Annotated in this window: 19 protein-coding genes and 2 pseudogenes; 2 read left to right on the plus strand and 19 right to left on the minus strand. The window is 68.0% G+C overall.

Going from position 1 to position 17448, the window contains the following annotated elements:
- The first annotated feature begins 125 nt into the window (after positions 1-125).
- Both ACFXP9_RS08355 and ACFXP9_RS08360 read left to right on the plus strand, forming a co-directional pair.
- Positions 126-461, plus strand: coding sequence for a DUF952 domain-containing protein (locus ACFXP9_RS08355; protein WP_397209280.1), 336 nt, complete (start codon positions 126-128; stop codon positions 459-461).
- Positions 458-1510 carry a quinone-dependent dihydroorotate dehydrogenase gene (locus tag ACFXP9_RS08360; protein ID WP_397209279.1) on the plus strand — a complete coding sequence of 351 codons (1053 nt, stop codon included), beginning with the start codon at positions 458-460 and terminating at the stop codon, positions 1508-1510. Before ACFXP9_RS08355 ends, ACFXP9_RS08360 begins: the two co-directional genes overlap by 4 nt.
- Here ACFXP9_RS08360 and cysE read toward each other — a convergent pair.
- The 19 genes and pseudogenes from cysE to ACFXP9_RS08455 all read right to left on the minus strand — a co-directional run bounded on the left by cysE (position 1507) and on the right by ACFXP9_RS08455 (position 16980).
- Positions 1507-2313 (minus strand): serine O-acetyltransferase, encoded by an 807-nt coding sequence (gene cysE, locus ACFXP9_RS08365; protein ID WP_397209278.1) that lies wholly within the window; start codon positions 2311-2313, stop codon positions 1507-1509. The two genes, ACFXP9_RS08360 and cysE, sit on opposite strands and share 4 nt — an antisense overlap.
- 63 nt (positions 2314-2376) lie before the next feature.
- Entirely contained in the window at positions 2377-3090 is a 714-nt protein-coding gene (locus tag ACFXP9_RS08370; RefSeq protein WP_397209277.1) for a DUF2793 domain-containing protein, read from the minus strand.
- Positions 3083-6957: pseudogene (locus tag ACFXP9_RS08375) on the minus strand (baseplate multidomain protein megatron). Before ACFXP9_RS08375 ends, ACFXP9_RS08370 begins: the two are co-directional and overlap by 8 nt.
- A 15-nt stretch (positions 6958-6972) precedes the next feature.
- On the minus strand, positions 6973-7422 hold the full coding sequence (locus ACFXP9_RS08380) for a C40 family peptidase (RefSeq protein ID WP_397209275.1): 450 nt from the start codon (positions 7420-7422) through the stop codon (positions 6973-6975).
- A complete protein-coding gene (locus ACFXP9_RS08385; protein WP_397209274.1) occupies positions 7406-8287 on the minus strand; it encodes a DUF2163 domain-containing protein in 882 nt (293 codons plus the stop codon). The genes ACFXP9_RS08380 and ACFXP9_RS08385 overlap by 17 nt, the downstream gene beginning before the upstream one ends.
- Before the next feature lie 11 nt (positions 8288-8298).
- Entirely contained in the window at positions 8299-8931 is a 633-nt protein-coding gene (locus ACFXP9_RS08390; protein ID WP_397209272.1) for a phage distal tail protein, Rcc01695 family, read from the minus strand.
- A 10-nt stretch (positions 8932-8941) separates the two neighbouring features.
- Positions 8942-9583, minus strand: coding sequence for a phage tail tape measure protein (locus ACFXP9_RS08395; protein WP_397209271.1), 642 nt, complete (start codon positions 9581-9583; stop codon positions 8942-8944).
- Between the two features lie 15 nt (positions 9584-9598).
- Positions 9599-9784, minus strand: a complete 186-nt coding sequence (locus ACFXP9_RS08400) for a rcc01693 family protein (protein ID WP_397209270.1) — start codon at positions 9782-9784, stop codon at positions 9599-9601.
- On the minus strand, positions 9781-10098 hold the full coding sequence (locus ACFXP9_RS08405; RefSeq protein ID WP_397209269.1) for a gene transfer agent family protein: 318 nt from the start codon (positions 10096-10098) through the stop codon (positions 9781-9783). The genes ACFXP9_RS08400 and ACFXP9_RS08405 overlap by 4 nt, the downstream gene beginning before the upstream one ends.
- Positions 10098-10510 (minus strand): annotated as a pseudogene (locus ACFXP9_RS08410) (phage major tail protein, TP901-1 family). Before ACFXP9_RS08410 ends, ACFXP9_RS08405 begins: the two are co-directional and overlap by 1 nt.
- Before the next feature lie 12 nt (positions 10511-10522).
- Positions 10523-10957 (minus strand): DUF3168 domain-containing protein, encoded by a 435-nt coding sequence (locus tag ACFXP9_RS08415; RefSeq protein WP_397209267.1) that lies wholly within the window; start codon positions 10955-10957, stop codon positions 10523-10525.
- A complete protein-coding gene (locus tag ACFXP9_RS08420; RefSeq protein WP_397209266.1) occupies positions 10954-11292 on the minus strand; it encodes a head-tail adaptor protein in 339 nt (112 codons plus the stop codon). Before ACFXP9_RS08420 ends, ACFXP9_RS08415 begins: the two co-directional genes overlap by 4 nt.
- Positions 11289-11894: a head-tail connector protein gene (locus tag ACFXP9_RS08425; protein WP_397209265.1), complete on the minus strand. Its 606-nt coding sequence runs from the start codon at positions 11892-11894 to the stop codon at positions 11289-11291. The genes ACFXP9_RS08420 and ACFXP9_RS08425 overlap by 4 nt, the downstream gene beginning before the upstream one ends.
- Positions 11895-12038: 144 nt before the next feature.
- The gene (locus tag ACFXP9_RS08430) at positions 12039-13202 is read right to left on the minus strand and encodes a phage major capsid protein (RefSeq protein ID WP_397209264.1); all 1164 of its coding nucleotides are present in this window, start codon (positions 13200-13202) and stop codon (positions 12039-12041) included.
- 78 nt (positions 13203-13280) lie between these two features.
- Positions 13281-13847, minus strand: coding sequence for an HK97 family phage prohead protease (locus ACFXP9_RS08435; protein WP_397209263.1), 567 nt, complete (start codon positions 13845-13847; stop codon positions 13281-13283).
- Positions 13828-14058 carry a GTA head formation protein, RCAP_rcc01685 family gene (locus tag ACFXP9_RS08440; protein WP_397209262.1) on the minus strand — a complete coding sequence of 77 codons (231 nt, stop codon included), beginning with the start codon at positions 14056-14058 and terminating at the stop codon, positions 13828-13830. Before ACFXP9_RS08440 ends, ACFXP9_RS08435 begins: the two co-directional genes overlap by 20 nt.
- A 4-nt stretch (positions 14059-14062) precedes the next feature.
- Positions 14063-15253, minus strand: coding sequence for a phage portal protein (locus ACFXP9_RS08445; protein ID WP_397209261.1), 1191 nt, complete (start codon positions 15251-15253; stop codon positions 14063-14065).
- A gap of 79 nt (positions 15254-15332) precedes the next feature.
- A complete protein-coding gene (locus ACFXP9_RS08450) occupies positions 15333-16679 on the minus strand; it encodes a DNA-packaging protein (protein ID WP_397209260.1) in 1347 nt (448 codons plus the stop codon).
- The gene (locus ACFXP9_RS08455) at positions 16627-16980 is read right to left on the minus strand and encodes a permease (RefSeq protein ID WP_397209259.1); all 354 of its coding nucleotides are present in this window, start codon (positions 16978-16980) and stop codon (positions 16627-16629) included. The genes ACFXP9_RS08450 and ACFXP9_RS08455 overlap by 53 nt, the downstream gene beginning before the upstream one ends.
- Between the last annotated feature and the right edge of the window lie 468 nt (positions 16981-17448).

A 17448-nucleotide genomic window follows, 5' to 3' on the forward strand; every position in this document is an offset into this window, starting at 1 on the left:
CTCCCTCGGGACAGATACTGCCGCGATGGTGCCTGCGCCGGTCCCGCGATGCAAGCCGCTTGGGGACCGGCCCGGCCGGGTCCGTGCCGCTTGACCGGACGCGCATCTGCGGGGATAAGCGCCCCATGCTAATCTTCAAGATTTTCCGCGCCCCCGAATGGCACCAGCTGCGTCAGAACGGCGCCACCGATGGTGCCCCTGTCGACCTGGCTGACGGCTTTATCCATCTCTCGACCGCCGACCAGCTTGCCACGACCGCCGCCAAACATTTTGCCGGTGAAACCGGGCTGATCCTTGCCGCCGTTCAGGCCGAACCGCTTGGCGACGCGCTGAAATGGGAAGTGTCGCGCGGCGGGGCGCTGTTTCCGCATCTCTACCGCCCGCTGCAACTGGCCGATATCGCATGGCACCGCGACCTGCCCCTCGGCCCCGACGGCCACCAGACCGGAGATCTGACATGACCCTGATCGAACGCGCCGGCCTTGCCATCCTGCACCGCATGGACCCCGAACGCGCGCATGACCTGTCGATCCGCGCACTGGCCAGCGGGCTGGTGCCGCTGCCGGGGACGCCGCTTACCTCGAACCGTATCGCCAGCACCATCGCCGGGCTGGACCTGCCAAACCCGGTTGGTCTGGCCGCAGGTTATGACAAGAACGCGCGCTGCGTCGCCGCCCTGATGCAGGCCGGTTTCGGCTTTATCGAACTTGGCGCCGCCACCCCGCGCCCACAGCCGGGCAACCCCAAACCGCGGCTGTTCCGGCTGGCCGCCGACCGCGCCGTCATCAATCGCTTCGGCTTTAACAATGACGGCGCCGCCGCCATCGCCACCCGCATGGCCGCGCGGCCGCAGGGCATTCCCGTAGGCCTCAATATCGGGGCCAACAAGGACAGCGCGGACCGTGCCGCCGATTTCGCACAGGTGGTTCAGATGGCCGGTCAACACGCCGATTTTCTGACCATCAATGTCAGCTCCCCGAACACCGAGAAACTGCGCGACCTGCAAGGCGCCACCGCCCTTGCCGCGCTGGTCGAGGGCGTCCAGCAGGCCCGCGACGCCCTGCCCGGCCCGCGCCGTCCGGTTTTCATCAAGCTGGCCCCCGACCTTGACCCACAGGCGCTGTCAGACCTGGCTGCGGTGGCGCTGAATGCGCGCGTCGACGGGCTGATCGCCACCAATACCACCCTGTCGCGCGACGGCCTGACCGACCCGCAGGCGCCACAGGCCGGCGGCCTGTCCGGCGCACCGCTGTTTGACCGCGCCACCGAAATTCTGTCCGGCCTGTATCGCCTGACAAATGGTCAGATCCCGATCATCGGCGTCGGCGGAATCGGCTCGACCGAACAGGCACTGGCCAAAATCCGCGCCGGTGCCAGCGCGGTCCAGATCTACAGCGCGCTGATCTATCACGGCCTGTCGCTGGTGCCGCAAATCGTGCAGGGCATCGACGACTATCTGGCCCGGCACAACATGGTCCTGCCCGAACTGATCGGACGGGATCACCGTTAAAGCAGGTCTTTCAACCGCAGCATATGGTCCATGGCGCTGAACGGCGCATCGCAACCGGCATCGCCCACGATGCGCGCCGGCACGCCCGCCACGGTCTTGCAGCACGGCACTTCCTCCAGCACCACCGACCCGGCGGCGATGCGGCTGCGATCGCCGACGCGGATATTGCCCAGAACCTTGGCACCCGCCCCGATCAGCACCCCATTGCCAATCTTGGGGTGGCGGTCGCCATCGCCCTTGCCCGTCCCCCCCAGCGTCACCGAATGCAGCATCGACACGTCATTGCCCACCACCGCGGTTTCCCCGATCACGATGGAATGGGCATGGTCGATCATCACCCCGGTGCCGATCCGGGCGGCGGGGTGAATATCGACGCCGAACACCTCGGAACAGCGCATCTGCACGAAATAGGCCATGTCCTTGCGGCCCTGTTGCCACAGCCAATGCCCGATCCGATAGGCCTGCAACGACTGGAACCCCTTGAAAAACAACATCGGCTGCATCAGCCGGTGGGTTGCCGGGTCGCGGTCGTAATGCGCCAGCAGGTCCAGCCGCGCAGCCTCCGTCAGCGATGGCGACTGGATATGCGCCTGATCCGCGATCTCGCGCAAAAGCTGCTCGGACATCTCGCCCGAGGCCAGCTTCAGCGCAAACCGATAGGCCAGCGCACAGGCAAAACTGTCATGATGCAACAGGCCGGAATGGATCAGCCCCCCCAGCAAAGGCTCGGCGCGCACGGCCTGTTCGGCCTCGCCGCAGATGCGCGACCACAACACGCTCAGATCGTCGGTGATGCCATCCATGACGCTCTCCTGTGACTGTTCGCGGCCTGATTACGGCAAAATGCGCGCCGGGGAAAGTGACCCTCAATCCGGCAGCGCCAGATCCAGCCAGTGGATCGCCAGCCGCAGCCGGCCACTGCTGATCTGCCCGCCCTGCGCGGTGACAATCAGCGGCGCGGCCTGCCAATAGGTCATCGGCTGGCCCAACAGCCCCCGCACCCATGACCCCTGCGCCATGCCCAGGCCATTGCCAAACCGGTCCAGCGCGCCATCGGTGCCCAGTGACCAGCTTTGTGCCGTGCCGGTCATGGCCGCGCTGACCCGCGCACTGACCCCGACGACCATCACCCCGGCGGGGATCTCGGCGGTGGTGACAATGCTCTCACCCCCGCTCAGCTCCACCTCGGCCTCGGTAATCCCGGCACACAGCCCGCCACCAAAGCCCCCCATGGTCAGCGCCCCGGAACGCCAGCGGGTGCCGTCATGAATGGCCGGAACCCCCGTCCCGGCCAGAAAGGCGCGCTGGCCCTGCACCGGATCGGCAAAGACCCAGCCGCCATTGACGGCAATGGCCACACGCCCGGCCTGCCCTTCCCACGCGTTCACGGCACCTTCCGGCACCCCCCAGCACTGGCCGTCAATCACCGCCGCAGGTGGCTCGGTGCGCCCGATACCTTGCAGCACAAGGTTCACCAGACCATCCAGCCGCATCAGGCCCTCATTGACCGTGACATGCTTTTGCGCCTGCGCCGGCTGAACCAGCGGCAAACCGCAAACCGGTGTTTGTTGCTCAGACATGAATCGTTCTCCTTGCAAAAAGGCCGGGGCCATAGGTTTCGGAAAGCTGCGCCACCGCCAGGTCGAAATCGCCCCCGGCGACGGCATTGTCCCAGACCGGCTGCGGCACCAGCCAGCGCGGCTGCGCGGTGCTGGCCTCATGCAGCACAGCCCCCCCGCGCATCAGCCGCACGACATAGGCCTCGCGACCCTCGCCCAGCGGCACATCCGGTCCGTCCCAGCCATCGCCACCGATCCGGCTGCGCCGCACCCAACTGACCTGACGCCCCGCCAGCCGCAGATGCACTGGCGCCAGCGGCCGCAGGCCCACGCCCGAAAACGCCGCCCCGATCTGGCGATAGCTGGGATCATCCGGCGCCCGCAGCGCAGGCCCGACCCGCCACCAGCGCATCTGCCCCCGCGCCGAGGGTGACAGATCGACCTGCCGCGCCGCGCCATCCAGCATCACCACGGTGCTGCCAACCGGCCAGACATCAGGCATCAGCGCATCGCTGCCCGCCTGCCCGCGCAACCGCCCCGACAGGTCCCACACCCCCGGTGCCACCAGATCGGCGCGGGCAAACTGGAACAGCTCCCAATTCTCGGGGCTGCCATCTCCGATCGCCATCAGGTTCGCCCCCGCCAACAGCGCCGCCCCGTCAGCCGAGGCCAGCGCCCCGCCCTTCATCCGCACCCGCAGGGCCGGCCCCCGGTCGGTCAGCCCGGCCCGCGCCCGCGCCATCGGCGTCAGGCTCTGGCCCATGACCGAAGGCCGCAGGATGGTGCGGTTCAGCGTGAACCCGCCCTCGTCCGAGGCCGACATCCACGCCGCCGCAGCCCCCGCCCAGGGCGTCGCGGTCACCGCCAGATAAGGCGCATGGGGTGCCTCGTCACCGCGCAACAGCGGCAGGTCCAGAAACACCGGCCAGACCGGCACCGGCGGCACATGACCCGCCACCTGCACACCGCCCTCGGTCAGCGCATCGGCGGGCTGGTAAACCGACGGCTCGACCCGCACCGCATCCAGCACCATCGCGCCCGCACGCTCGACCCGGTCGATGCGCCAGCGCCGCCGCACCCCCTGGCATCGGGCAGCGACACCACGTCACCCGGCCCCAGCGCGGCATGGGACGGCGGCAGCGCGAAACGCACCGCATCCCGCGCCACCCGCGCCTCCGACAGCCAGCGTTCGGCCACCGCGCGCGCCTCGCCCCGTGTCAGCGCCATCGGATATTCCGATGACGACGACTGGCTGCGATCCGCCTCGGGCAGCATCGTCTCGGCGGTCGCAATCGCGAAATCGCCCCCTGCCTCGACATGGGTCAGCCGCACACAGCCCGCCAGCTCCGGCTCGGGGGCGCGGCTGTATTCCGGCTGCGACAGCCCCTCTGCCTCGGCCAGATCGCCCGCCTCCAGCACCGCATCCAGACGCCCGTCGCGGCTGCGGAACTGCAACCGCCCGTCACGCTCGACCGCGTCAAAGCCATGGGTCAGCATCAGCGCCTGCAACGCCGCCCGCCCGGTCTCGCCACCCTGCAACGCATAGCCGCGCAAGACACCCGACAGGCCGGACACATCCGCCGCCGTCACCCCGGCCTGCTGACAGATCTCGGCCACTACATCACGCAGCGGCGCCGCCCCGGCCCGGCCGTTCAGCCAATGCCCGCGCGCCCATGCCGGACCGTCCGACCACAGATCGGTCCGCGCCGGAAATGCCGGATAAGGCCGCGCATCCCAGGCCCAGACATAGGCCCGCGACAAATCGACCATCCGCCCGCCCCCGGCCATGGCCGGGTTCTGCGCAGGGTCCGACCAGTGCTGCGTCAGCGCCCGGAAATAGGCCTGCTGCAACGCATCATCGCGACGCCCGTCTGAATAAAACGGCAGGGCCGATTCCGAACTCAGCGCGTCCAGAAACTTGTTGGGCTGGTTGGTCGCCTTGTCCAGCGCCGCACAGCCGATCTCGGTAAACCAGATCGGCTTGGACCCCGGCACCCAGGGGGTGGCCTGCGCCTGACGCACCCCGCCGATACGCTCGTGATGGGCATTGCCCCACCAGCCGCGCAGGTCTTTATATCGCCAGATCCAGTCCTCGCCATGCGCGGCATCGGCAATCGGCGTGCGGATCTGCGCATCACGATGCTCGGGCGCGGCATAATACCAGTCATAGCCCTCGCCCCCCGCCACGTTCCCGGCCAGATAATCCGGGTTGTCGATCCGCCCCCAATGCGCATCCAGATGGTCCTCGCCATCGCGCCAGTCCGACAGCGGCATGTAATTGTCGATGCCGACAAACCCGATGGCCGGATGCGCCCAAAGCGGGTCCAGATGAAAGCGCACATCGCCATCGGGCGTGTGATGGCCATAATATTCCGACCAGTCCGCCGCATAGCCGATATGAACCTGCGGCCCCAGAATTGCCCGCACCTCGGCGGCCAGACGGCACAGTTCCGCCACGGCCGGGTATCCGTCCACGCCCCGGATCCGCGTCAGATCGCGCATCTCGGACCCGATCAGAAACGCATCCACACCCCCGGCCAGCGCACACAGATGCGCATAATGCAGAATAAACCGGCGATAGCCCCAATCCTCCACGGGACCGTCATAAAAAACCTGTTCATCCTTGATGCGGAAATGCGCGGGCTGCGCCTGACCAAAGAATGCCGCGACCTCGGCCCCGGCGGCTTCGGTGCCGTCACTGCTGCCCGCGCGACCCGGCGCGATCTCGGTGGTGATGCGCCCGCGCCAGGGCATGACCGGCTGTTCATCGCCGCCATAGGGGTCCGGCAGGCCGTTTCCGGGCTGCTGCTCCATCAGGATGAACGGATAAAACATCGGCTTCTTGCCCGCCGCGCGCAGCGCCCGCAGCGCCTCGACCACCGACCCGTCGGCGGGCGTGCCCCCGTAAACGGGCCGCTCGTCACGGCGCGCAACCTCCTGCGCGGCGGCGCGGTCAATGCCCCCGGCCCGCCACGCCATGTCACGCGCTTCGCGGGTGCTGTCCTCGACCTTGGGCCGCAGCGTGCAATGCCCGGCCCGCAGGTCGTCCCCAAACCACGACACCACCAGCGAGGCCGCCCCCGCCTTGGGCAGCTCGCGCCCCAAAATCTCAAGCGAGGTCGCAAAGTCGGTCAGCCCCGACCCGGTATTGCGGTTCACCGCCACCTGTTCGCCCAGACCCATGTCGACATTCACCGGCCGCGTCGCCAAAGTGTATTCCCCGGTGCCCGGAATGATCGCCACCGCCCGCACATCATGGGCCAGCCCACGCCCCCCCTGCGGCTGCCGGATCACCTCGAAGCTGAATTGCGGCACCCGGTTGCCCCAACGCTCCAGCGGCAGTTCCTCGAACACGACATAGGCGACCCCGCGATAAGCCGGCGCCTCATCGCCCTCATGCGCAGAAATGCAGGGGTCCGGCATCTGCCCGGCATCGCCGTGATAGACCCGCATATTCAGATCCTCGGGCGCGATTTCCTCACCATCGGCCCAGATCCGGCCAATGCCGTTGATCTCCCCCTCACACAGCGCCAGCGCAAAACTCAGGCGATAGCTGTATTCCGTCACCTTCGGCTGCGCACCCTTGCCACCTCCCCGGCTGCGGCGGTCCTCGGTCAGCGGCGCAGCCCAGATCACATGCCCCGGCACCCGCATCTGCCCCCACAGACGCGCAATTGCCGTGCCCTCACCGGTGGTCTGCAACCGCAGACGGTCGACACGCCCGGTCTCGACCGCGGCCGACCCCGCCCCGATCAGGCGCTGGTCGATCATCCGGCCAACGCTGGCCCCGATGGCGCGACCGATCACGGCCCCCGACAGGCCCAGAACGGCGCCGCCAAAGCCCCCGCCGATCGCGGCCCCTGCCGCTGACAGCAAAATCGTGGCCATGCTGGCCTCCTTTCCTCAGGTATCGTTCAGCGGAAAGCGGAACCGCGCCGCGATCCGCTTTTCCCAAGGCCCGGTCAGCGGGCTTTCGACCACCCCGTGACGGTCATAGGCGTGAATGAAACTGGCCTGCGCCCCCAGCCCGGCCCGTATGCCCAGATGCTTGGCAACCGCCCCGGCGCGCATCCGAAACAACAGCACCTCGCCCGGCTGCGCCTCGGCCCCATGGGGCACCGCGATCAGGTTACGCCGCGCCGCCTGCCATAGCAGTTCGGCCCCGCCCACCTCGCCCCAATCGGCGGTATAGGCCGGCGGCACCTCTGGCTCGTGACCACAGATTTCGCGCCACACCCCACGGATCAGTCCCAGGCAATCGGTCCCCGCCCCCCGCACCGCATATTGGTGCAGATAGGGCGTCCCGATCCAGCCGCGCGCCGCCGCCACGACGCGCTCAGCGGTCACTGCCATGGCCAAAGATTTCGTCCCTGATCGCATCCCGGACCACCCCCCGTTTGACCCGCGTCACCTGTGGCGCCATCAGCCAGTCCTCGGCCGGCAAATGCGGAAAACCCCTGAAATTCAGGTAATTGTCGAATTTCAGACGGCAGGTGCCACCCCGCTTGTCGCACCCCGCAACCAGCCGCACCCGGTCCCCCGGCTGCAAGGCAATCGCCGGCGCATCCCACAACACCAGCGCCCGCCGACCGGCCTCGGGGACGCGATCATTCTTGATCAGCGCCGACAGCCCCGCCGCCGCACCCTGCACCACTTTCATCACCCCGCGTTCAAACCAGCGCGGCGCGAATCCGTCGATGCCCGACAACAGCAAAGCCTCGCTGCCCGTCCCTTCAACAACCTCGGCTTCGGCCCACAGGCCCGGCGCCGCCAGATCGACCCCACAGGCCGCATCGCCCAGCCGCGCCGAACACAGCGGATGATAGACCCGCCCCGACGGCTGGTTCAGCCGCTCGGACAAGCCGCGCAGCTCGGCCCGGAACGCCGCACCGCTGCGCGTCACCTCGCCCAGATGGCCGCGAAACACCTCGCGCCGGTTGGCGGTGTCGCGCCAGTCAACCTCCCACAGCCGCACCTCGGCCTCATCCCAGCGTCCGGCCATCAGGTCGGTCTCGGTGATGGCGGCATCGCTCAGCGCGCCCTCCGCCTCGCTGTTGTCAACCGACAGGCCGGCACCCTGCACCACGGCCTTGGCGGTCAGCCCGCTATCGGGACGAAACGCCATGCCGTCGAATGTCAGCACCGTATCATGGTCGGTAAAGCCCAGCGCAAACCCATCGCGGCGCGTCACCGCCCAGGCCCGTGCCAGCGTCGTCATCGCCCCGCCGCTCACAGCCGCACCTCCACCACCGGCACCGCCGGCAAATCGCCCGCCTGGAACGAGGCCACGGACACCGCGATCCGGTCGGTATCGAACCGCACCGGCACATCGAACTCGAACCCCGCCGTGACTTCGGCCCCATGCTCGGGCGGGGTGGCAAAGGTGACGATGCCGCTGGTCTCGTCCAGCGTGAAATCCACCGTCTCGACCTTGCCAACCCCGCCCACGGCAACCCGGATCGTGCCACGCACCGGCTTCAGCACCGGACGCCGATACGCCCCCGGCCCCGAGGCATAGGCTTTGCTCAGGGCAAATTCCGTCTGCCGCCCGTCGCCCTGACCGATCAACTGGTCATCCTGCGCCGGCTCGCGGCTGGGGGCACAGCTTTTGAAATCCGCCCAGTCCTTCCAGCGAAACCCGTGCAGCTGCCCGCCACGCGCCTCGAAAAACGCAATCAGCGCCGCCACATCGTCCAGTGACCTCAACCCCAGACCGGCATCATAACGCCGCCGCGAATGCGCCCACGGGGTGTTGCGCTGCTCGAACCCGTTGGTCAGCGCCACGATCTCGGTGCGCCGCTCGGGACCGCCGACACTGCCAAAGGACAGGTTGGCAGGAAAACGTATCTCGTGAAATCCCATGACCGGCTCCTCAACTGTTGCGATTGCCACGCGCCAGCGCCCGCCCCAGCTGCGCGGCGATCTGGCTTTGGCTGCGGCGGAAACCCTCGACATCGGGCGTGCTCACATTGACCGTCACGCTGACCGGTCGCCCCCCGCCCGTGGCCGAGGCCACCCCCAGCCGCCCGTCCGGCCCGCGCCGCAACGGCATGATGGCCTCGGGTCCGGCCTCGCCCATCAGGCCGGTGGCGCCGCGCATCGGGAAATAGGTCGGCTGGCTGACCACGCCCCCGCGCGCAAACGGCATCACCCGCCCCTGCACAAAGGCGCCGCCCTGCGCAAACGGCATCGCCCCCGCGACCAGACCGCCGACCGCCTGCGCCATGCCGCCTGCCACCGCCTGCTGCACCGGCTTCATCGCGGCGGCAAAAACCGTGTCCAACATGCTGCGCGCCACACCCTTCAGCGCATCGCTCAGCTTCATGCCGTCCATCACCAGCCCGCTGAAGGCCCGCCGCAAGCCGCCCTCGATCCCCGAGGCCAGCGTCCCCACCTCGCGCGTGGTAAAACTCATCGCCTCGCGCAGCCGCGCCAGCTCGTCCCCAAACTCCGCCGCCATGCGCCCGCTGCCATCCAACGCGTCCAGCGCCTCCAGCCCGTCCTGATCCGCCATCGGACCCCCCTTTCGTCATTCCTTGTCGGGAAACCGCGCCGCCAGCGCCGCCAGCCGGTCGCGGGTCATTCCCGCATCGCCCGGCCCGATCCCCAGCATCAGCGCCAATTCCGCCGGGGTCAGCGCCCAAAACACATCAGGCGCCAGCCCCAGCCGCTGCATCCCGGCCCGCATCAGGCCGGGCCAGTCCAGCCCGCTCATGGCCCGGCAATCTGGAAGGCGCGCACCAAAAGCTGTGCCGCTGCCCGTGCCGCACCCATCGGACCGCCAGCGATCTCGACCTGCAACAGATCGCCCGCCGCGCCGCGCCAGCCGCCCCCGCGCAGCCCCGCCGCCAGCACCGCCAGCACATCGCGGCTGGAAAAGCGGCCCGCCTCGAACCGCTCGACCAGCGCCACCATGCTGTCCACACCCAGATCCGCCTCCAGCTCGGCCAGCGCCCCCAGCGTCAGCCGCGCCTGATGCGGCTGACCATCCAGCACCAGCTGAACCTCACCCCGCCACGGATTGCCCATCACAGCTCCACAAAGCTCAGCGCCCCGGCCGAGGCCATGCTCATCTCATAGGTCGCCTCGCCGTTATAGCTGCCGGCATATTCCAGCGCGGTAATCTGGAACGCGCCCTCGACGATGCCGAAATCCGGGATCACCACCTGAAAGCGCGGCACCTCGCCATCGAAAAAGATCTGCCGCGCGCGCCCATCGGTGGCGGCATCGCGAAACACCCCGACCCGCTGATACTGGCCGAACGCACCCCCGCACCGGCCAGCAATTCGCGCCAGCCGCCTTCACTGTCCAGGCTGGTCACATCCACCGTTTCAGCATTGAACCCCAGGCGCGAGGCCCGCAGCCCCGCAATGGTCTGGAACTGACCCTCGCCGGTCATATCCATCTTGATCAACAGATCACGCCCGTTCTGCACTGTCATTTTCCGTCTCCTTCACTCCAGATCCAGACGCGCCCGAAAGGTCAGATCGACCCGCCGCGCCGCCCCGTTGCGCACCCGCCGCGCCCGCGCCCGCTGAAACCACAGCCCGACCAGAACCGCGCCACCACCGGGGTCCAGCACACCACTGCCAGCCCCGGCCTCCAGCGCCGAACAGACCGCGCCCGCCGCCGCCTTGACCCCGGCAAAACCGCTATCGGTGGCACTGCCCGACAAGACCGACACCACGAAATCGTGGCGGCTGCCCCGCCCCGTGCAATCGCCGGCATCGCGCACCTCCTCGGGGCCAAGCGCCACGAACACATCCGCCGGTGCCTCGACGGGCATGGCATCGTAAATCGCATCACCCACCAGCGCCCCCAGCGCCGCGTCATCGCGCAACACCGCATAAACCGCGGCCTGCAAAGCCGCCCCCGCCGCATAGCTCATGTCTGCACCTCTTCCGTCGCCTGACACACCAGCAACCGCCCCGCCGGTCCCGATTCCGCGACCGCCAGAACCCGGAACACCCGGCCCGCCATGCGCAGCCGCTGCCCCGGCGCCGGACGACGCGGATCGCCCGGCATTGCGGCCCGCAGGGTAATCTCCCAATGCTGCGCGCTTTCACGCCCGACCGGCCCCGAAACCTCGCGCCCGCCACGCGCCCGCATCGCCGCCCAGACCGTGCCCAGCGCCGCCCATCTGACACGGAACCCGCCCATGCCATCGGGCTGGCGCTGCGGCTGTTCCAGCACCAGTGGCACATTCAGCCGCGGCGCACTCATGCCCGCCCCCGTCCGGCCAGTGTCCGCACCGCGCGCCATTTCTCGATCAGCGCGCTGACCCCGAACGGCATCGCCGCAGCCGAGCCCTCAAAGCTGCGATCCTCGTAATAGCGCGCCGCCAGCATCAGCACCGCCTGCGCCAGATCGGCAGGCACCTGATCCCAGCTGTCCCCGAACCCGGCGGTGAACCGCACCACCACCGCGCCCCGACGTGGCACCGATGGCAGGATCACCCCAACCGGCGCCAGCACCGGGCGCTGCGCATCCGCCACCAGACGCCACTCGGTGTCCGGCACCGTGACCACGCCGCCCTCGCCATCCTCGATCTGCACCTCCTCGACGGCCAGAACCGGGGCCAGCGGCAATGCCTGCCCCAGCCGGTCGCGCCAGTCATCCAGCCGCATGGCAAAACGCCGGTGCAACAGCACCTTGCCCGTGCGCGCCTCGATGGTGGCAATGGCCGCGCGCAGAAAGCCGGCCAGCGCGCGCGCCTCGGCCGCATCCGCGACCATCTCAAAGCCCGATCCCAGCCGCAGATGATCGCGCAACGCGGCCACGGGCAGCGCCGCCTGGTCGGGCGCCGTTTCCTCGATAAGCATCATTTCCGAAATCTCCCGTTCCGCCTGTCTGCCCACCCCGGCCGGGGCAGGTTGGGGCCGCGCCCACGCGCCGGCAAAAGCACGCGCGGACAGTTGCAAAGCCGGTCATGCCGGCACACCACGCGCGACCCCGCCTTCACCTGCCGATCAGGCGAAGCTCAGGAACTTGACGGCACGGGCGTCGGTCACGCCGCCACCGACGCGCTTGGTGGCATAAAACAGCACATGCGGCTTGGCACTGAACGGGTCGCGCAGCACGCGCAGATCGGGACGTTCCGCAATGGTATAGGCGCGGCGGAAATCGCCAAAGGCGATGGGGTTGTTCAGCCCGCCCTTGTCGGGCATCGCCTCACAGATCACCACCGGATAGCCCATCAGCATCGACGGCTGCCCCGCCGACAGCGAATCGCTCCAGATAAAGCGGCCGTCAGCATCCTTCAGCTTGCGCAGCAGGGCAGCGGTGCGCGAATTCATCAGGAAGGCGCCATTGGCACGATATTCCGCATCCAGCGCATAAATGGTGTCAACCAGCGCATCCAGCACGCCGGTATTGCCGTTTTCCAGCGTGGTGGCCGCCTTGATCTGGCCAATCTCATTGGCGGCCTGCTGACCTTCGGCCTTGTGAATATGGCGCATCAGACCGCGCGGCTGGTTCATGCCGCTGCCGTTGATAAAAGCATCGGCCTCGGCGCGCGCAAAACGCTCGGCAATGCGCTCGGACAGCCAGGCGTCAATGTCGAAAGCCGCATCATCCAGCAGACGCTGGCTGGCCTTGGGCATGGCCGACAGTTCCTGCAACGGAATGCTGATGCGCTCGACCTTGGGCGCGGCGGTCTCGGTGGCGGTGCCCTCATTGCTCCAGCCCGCGGCGGCGTCGCCGGTCTCGACCAGCACTTCATAGGCCGAGGATTCGATCTGCACCACCGTCGCCAGCTGCCGCAGCGAGGCCGCGTTATGCAGCGCGCTCTGCACCGTCTCGGCCACCTGCGGCGCCGCCAGGAAACCACCGTCCGAGGCCACCGTCAGACCCTTTTCCTCGACCACCAGACCACGCAGCGCCTCGTCATTGCCGCTGCGCAGATAGGCGTTGAACGCCTTCTGATGCGGGGCCTCGACCTCGGCTGCGGTGGACAGGGGGCTGCGGCCCCGCGCGGCAGTTTTGCGATCCAGCATGGTCATACGCTCTTCCTGTTTGTGAAGCTGTTTCTGAATATCGTCGCGGAACGACTTGAGTTCATTGACGAACCCCGACATCGCCCCTTCCAGTTCGCCGGACATGCCCTGCCCGGCCGTGGTTTTCACCTCGGTCATCCTCGTCTCCTCGTCGCGGTGAAATGGCCCCTTGGGCCGTTGTGCGGAACCGCGCCCCCGCGCGGTCCCGAACCCCTGTTACGCGCCCCGCAAAGCAGCGGTGGCTGCGTTGAAAATCCCGGCCAGCGCGCGCATCTCGTCGGCGGCCTTACGCCCGACCTTGGCCTCGGGCAGCATCGGGAACGTGACCAAAGACACCTCCCACAGCTCAATCTCGGTCAACAGCCGGCGCCCCTTCTCGTCGCGCCCCGACCGCACGGTGCGATAGCCGATCGACAGCCCGTCAATCGCCCCGGCCCGGATCAGCGCCGCCGCCTCGCGCGCCTGCGCGACCTCGTCCAGCAGCCGGCCCCTGACCCACAGCCCCTTGCCATCCTCGCGGATCTCGTCCCAGACCCCGATGGGCCGCGCCGGGTCATGCTGCCACAGCATCCGCACCCGGTCCCCCTTGGCCGCCAGCCGCTTCAGGCTGGCCGCGCAAGACCCCGCCTGCACAATATCGCCGCCCTGATCGGCCAGCCCGAACAGGCTGGCATAGCCCTCGATCACCAGCGCCCCATCCGCCGCATCGCAGGTCAGCTTCGGCTGCCCGCCCGCGAATTTGCGTTCCAATCCCTCAATCACCTCAACCTCCTTTGGGCGCATAGTCCAGCAAGCCCTGCACAGCCTGCGTCAGGATCACCGCCACCACCCCATAAACGGTCATCCACAGGCGCTTTTCCAAACCCTCGATCAGCGCCTCGATCCGCTCCAGCCGCTTGTCCACGGCGCCGAATTGCAAAGCCATCACCCGCTCCTGCGCCTCGAAACGGTGGTGATGGGGGTCGAAACCATCTCCGAACCGCCCCCCATCCATGACCTCACACCTCCGTCTGCGCCGGCAGGCCCAGCAGCGCGCGCTTCTCGGCCTGGCTCAGGAACCCCGCCTCGCCCACGCGCCGCCACAGCTGGTCGCGCTCTTCTGCCAAGGCCGGGATCTGCTCGGCATCGGCGCGCAGATCGACCTCCGCCCCCAGATGCTCTGACATCCACCACGCGACCGAGGCCGCCACCCGCCCCACCAGCGGCAACACCGTCAGGCGATAGAACGCCCGATGCGCCTCGGCATAATTGGCATAGGTCGCATCCCCCTGAATCCCGATCAGCATCGGCGGCACCCCGAAAGCCTGCGCAATCTCGCGCGCGGCGGCCTGCTTGGTCTGGTGAAACTCCATATCCGAGGGGCTGAACCCCATCTGCTTCCAGTCCAGACCGCCCTCCAGCAGCATCGGCCGCCCGGCATTGCGCGCGCCCTGATGGTGCATCTCCATCTCGGCGACCAGCCGGTCATATTGCTCGGGGCTCAGGCTGCCCTGCCCATCGACGCCCTTGTAAACAATCGCCCCCGAGGGCCGCGCGGCATTATCCAGCAACGCCTTCGACCAGGCACTGGCACTGTTATGCACATCGACCGCCACCGCCGCCGCCTGCATGGGTGACAAACCGTAATGGTCATCCGTGGGATGAAAGCTCTTGATGTGGCAAATCGGGTCGGGACTGCCCGTCATATCAAACCGGTGCCTGCGCCCGCCCACGCTGTATTCAAAGGCCACCGGCCAGCCATCCGGTCCGGGCACGATGCTCATCCGGTCAGACCGCAACACATGCAGCTCCTCAGGCAGCCCGTCCCCGCGCGCCCCCACCGCTTCCACATACCCATTGCCGGTCAGCATGATCTGACCGAACAACGCCTCGAACAACTCGGCCCTGCCCTGACCGGGGTTCGGACGGCGCAGCAGATCCAGCACCGGATGCTGGTCGAAACGCTGCGCACGATCCTGCAACACCAAAGGCACCGCCGCCGCGGCCTCCGCGATCAGCCGAACACAGCGAAACCCGACCGGGTTGGCCACAAACCCCCCGCGCGTCAGACTGCCCGTGTCCCGCGCCGACCAGATCGGCCGCCCCAGCGCCCCCGCCGCCAAAGCCACGATCCGCCCGGTCGCACTGGCCTTCTTCTCCATCACCGGCTGCGCCACCTCCGGCGCGCGCCCAAACATCCGAAACGCCATCCCAATCTCCTTGCCTCGCAAAGGAAAAGGGCCGCCCGACCGGCAGCCCCCTTCTTCGTTGCTCAAATACCCACAACCCTCACAGGCTGCGCATCTGCGGCCGCAACCAGCGCGCCGCCGGCTCGATCATCAGCTCGTGGATCGCCCAGACCAGCGCATCCGCGCGGTCGGGACTGCCCCGCCCCTCGAACCCGCGCACCGTCATCTGACACATCTGGTCCTCCAGCGACCCAAGCCCGCCGCCGCGCAGATGCCGCACCCGGCCCTGCTCGTACAGCGCCGCCACCGGCTCGGCCCGCACCCCCTTGCCGCGCCCGGCCCGCAAAGCCCGGAACGGCACCAGCGGGTCAACCTGCCGGATCACCGCCTCAATCAGATCGCCCCCCTGATTGACCTCGGCCACCAGCCGCTCGGCCCCGTGACGCTGCATCGCCGCAATCGCCGCGCGCGCCCAGTCCGTCGGCACCCCCCGAACCGAGGCATCCTCCAGCACATAGGCCCGCCAGTCCCCCGGCCCGCCGCTCATCGACACCCCGGCCACCACGATCCCGCATTCGTCGCTGGCCCGCCCCGCCGTGACCGCCGGATCGACCGCCACCACAACGCGGTCCAGCTGCGGCACCGCATCCACCCGGCTGGCCTCCAGCATGGCCGTCGTCCACAACGCCCCCTCGATATCGTCCAGCAGCACCCCGTCCAGCTCCTGCCGCCCCAGCCGCGTCCCGGCATAGCGCGCCGCGACCTCCGACAGGAAACTCTCCGCCAGATAGGCCCGGTTCGCCTCGGTCGGCGCATGGGTGGTGACAGTGCTGGCGTTGCCCAAAAGCTGCTTCAACACCCCGACGTTGCGCGGCGTCGTGGTTACCACCTGCTGCGGGTGATCGCCCAGCCGCAAGGCAAATTGCAGCATGTCCCAGACATCAGACGCCTTTTTCCACTTCGCCAGCTCATCCGCCCAGGCCGCGTCGAATTGCGGTCCGCGCAGCGCCTCAGGCTCCTGCGCCGAATAGACCTGTGCCGTCGCCCCATTGGCCCAGACCAGCCGCCGCCGCGTCGCCTCCCAGACCGGTCGCCGGTCCGGCGGCGAACAGGCCAGAATGCCGGATTCACCGAACACCATGACATCGCGCACCTGATCATAGGTCTCCCCGATCAGCGCCACCCGATGCGCCCGCCCCGGCGCTGCCGCAACCGGCCCTTCGACCTGCGCGCGCACCCACTCGGCCCCGGCGCGGGTCTTGCCCGCCCCGCGCCCGCCCATGATCACCCAGGTTTTCCAGTCACCCTCGGGCGGCAATTGATGCGGCAATGCCCAGAATTCGAAAATCCACGGCAGGCTGACCAGCGCGTTCTCGCTCAGCCCCGACAGAAAGTCATCCACCTCCCCCGGCGCGGCGCAGGCAAGCCAGCCGGCGCCCGATTTCATCCCGTGCAGCCCCGAGGTCAAGGGCGCCTGCGCCGACTCCTCCGGCTGCATCCTTGCGAAGTTTGTCAAGTTTCTTCCTTTCCTCAAGCACCAGCTGCGTCGCCGCACGCAATTCGCGCACCAGCTTGACGGCATCCTTCAACTCGTCGACATCGCCATCCTTCAGCCGCTGTCGCGCCTGCGTCAGATCCGCGACGGTGTCGCGAAACAGATCCTGCGCGATGACCAGTTCGGCCAACGCGTCACCGGGGCTGAAAGGCCCCTCGGGCGGTTGCTCCCCCCGCTCGAATGTCACTGTCATCTTTTGCCCTGTCTCGTGTCCCTGTCCGCACGAGCGAGTCATGAAAAAAGCGGCCTCAGGTCACCGACCCGGCCGCTTGCCCATTTCTCCCAGCATGGATAATTTCTACCTAAAGGCGTTCGCAAAGTCAACAAAAAACCCACAGGGCGAACGCTGCCCGAAAAAATCCTGATTTTTCAAATTCCTGGAAACGCAACATCCCTATCATCCCGCGCAACACCACCCGCAACACCTCCCAGAATCACCCGTAAAAAAGCACTGCCTTCTACCCCGGCACCACAAATCCGCCCGCAAACCCACATCGCCCCCCGCCACACTTCCCCATGCGCCTGAACTTCTGCCGATCCTGCCGACCCTAGCAACAAAAAACACCCTGAAAATAAAACAGTCCCAGTCCCAGTCCCAGTCCCAGTCCCAGTCCCAGTCCCAGTCCCAGTCCCAGTCCCAGTCCCAGTCCCAGTCCCAGTC

The sequence above is a fragment of the Paracoccus jiaweipingae genome, assembly GCF_044335505.1.
Classification (GTDB): Bacteria; Pseudomonadota; Alphaproteobacteria; order Rhodobacterales; family Rhodobacteraceae; genus Paracoccus.

Bases quoted from the DNA above. Each gene is read 5' to 3' on its own strand.
- ACFXP9_RS08355 (WP_397209280.1), top strand. From the start codon at position 126: ATGCTAATCTTCAAGATTTTCCGCGCCCCCGAATGGCACCAGCTGCGT.
- ACFXP9_RS08360 (WP_397209279.1), top strand. From the start codon at position 458: ATGACCCTGATCGAACGCGCCGGCCTTGCCATCCTGCACCGCATGGAC.
- cysE (WP_397209278.1), bottom strand. From the start codon at position 2,313: ATGGATGGCATCACCGACGATCTGAGCGTGTTGTGGTCGCGCATCTGC.
- ACFXP9_RS08370 (WP_397209277.1), bottom strand. From the start codon at position 3,090: ATGTCTGAGCAACAAACACCGGTTTGCGGTTTGCCGCTGGTTCAGCCG.
- ACFXP9_RS08380 (WP_397209275.1), bottom strand. From the start codon at position 7,422: ATGGCAGTGACCGCTGAGCGCGTCGTGGCGGCGGCGCGCGGCTGGATC.
- ACFXP9_RS08385 (WP_397209274.1), bottom strand. From the start codon at position 8,287: ATGACGACGCTGGCACGGGCCTGGGCGGTGACGCGCCGCGATGGGTTT.
- ACFXP9_RS08390 (WP_397209272.1), bottom strand. From the start codon at position 8,931: ATGGGATTTCACGAGATACGTTTTCCTGCCAACCTGTCCTTTGGCAGT.
- ACFXP9_RS08395 (WP_397209271.1), bottom strand. From the start codon at position 9,583: ATGGCGGATCAGGACGGGCTGGAGGCGCTGGACGCGTTGGATGGCAGC.
- ACFXP9_RS08400 (WP_397209270.1), bottom strand. From the start codon at position 9,784: ATGAGCGGGCTGGACTGGCCCGGCCTGATGCGGGCCGGGATGCAGCGG.
- ACFXP9_RS08405 (WP_397209269.1), bottom strand. From the start codon at position 10,098: ATGGGCAATCCGTGGCGGGGTGAGGTTCAGCTGGTGCTGGATGGTCAG.
- ACFXP9_RS08415 (WP_397209267.1), bottom strand. From the start codon at position 10,957: ATGAGCTATGCGGCGGGGGCGGCTTTGCAGGCCGCGGTTTATGCGGTG.
- ACFXP9_RS08420 (WP_397209266.1), bottom strand. From the start codon at position 11,292: ATGAGTGCGCCGCGGCTGAATGTGCCACTGGTGCTGGAACAGCCGCAG.
- ACFXP9_RS08425 (WP_397209265.1), bottom strand. From the start codon at position 11,894: ATGATGCTTATCGAGGAAACGGCGCCCGACCAGGCGGCGCTGCCCGTG.
- ACFXP9_RS08430 (WP_397209264.1), bottom strand. From the start codon at position 13,202: ATGACCGAGGTGAAAACCACGGCCGGGCAGGGCATGTCCGGCGAACTG.
- ACFXP9_RS08435 (WP_397209263.1), bottom strand. From the start codon at position 13,847: ATGCGCCCAAAGGAGGTTGAGGTGATTGAGGGATTGGAACGCAAATTC.
- ACFXP9_RS08440 (WP_397209262.1), bottom strand. From the start codon at position 14,058: ATGGATGGGGGGCGGTTCGGAGATGGTTTCGACCCCCATCACCACCGT.
- ACFXP9_RS08445 (WP_397209261.1), bottom strand. From the start codon at position 15,253: ATGGCGTTTCGGATGTTTGGGCGCGCGCCGGAGGTGGCGCAGCCGGTG.
- ACFXP9_RS08450 (WP_397209260.1), bottom strand. From the start codon at position 16,679: ATGAAATCGGGCGCCGGCTGGCTTGCCTGCGCCGCGCCGGGGGAGGTG.
- ACFXP9_RS08455 (WP_397209259.1), bottom strand. From the start codon at position 16,980: ATGACAGTGACATTCGAGCGGGGGGAGCAACCGCCCGAGGGGCCTTTC.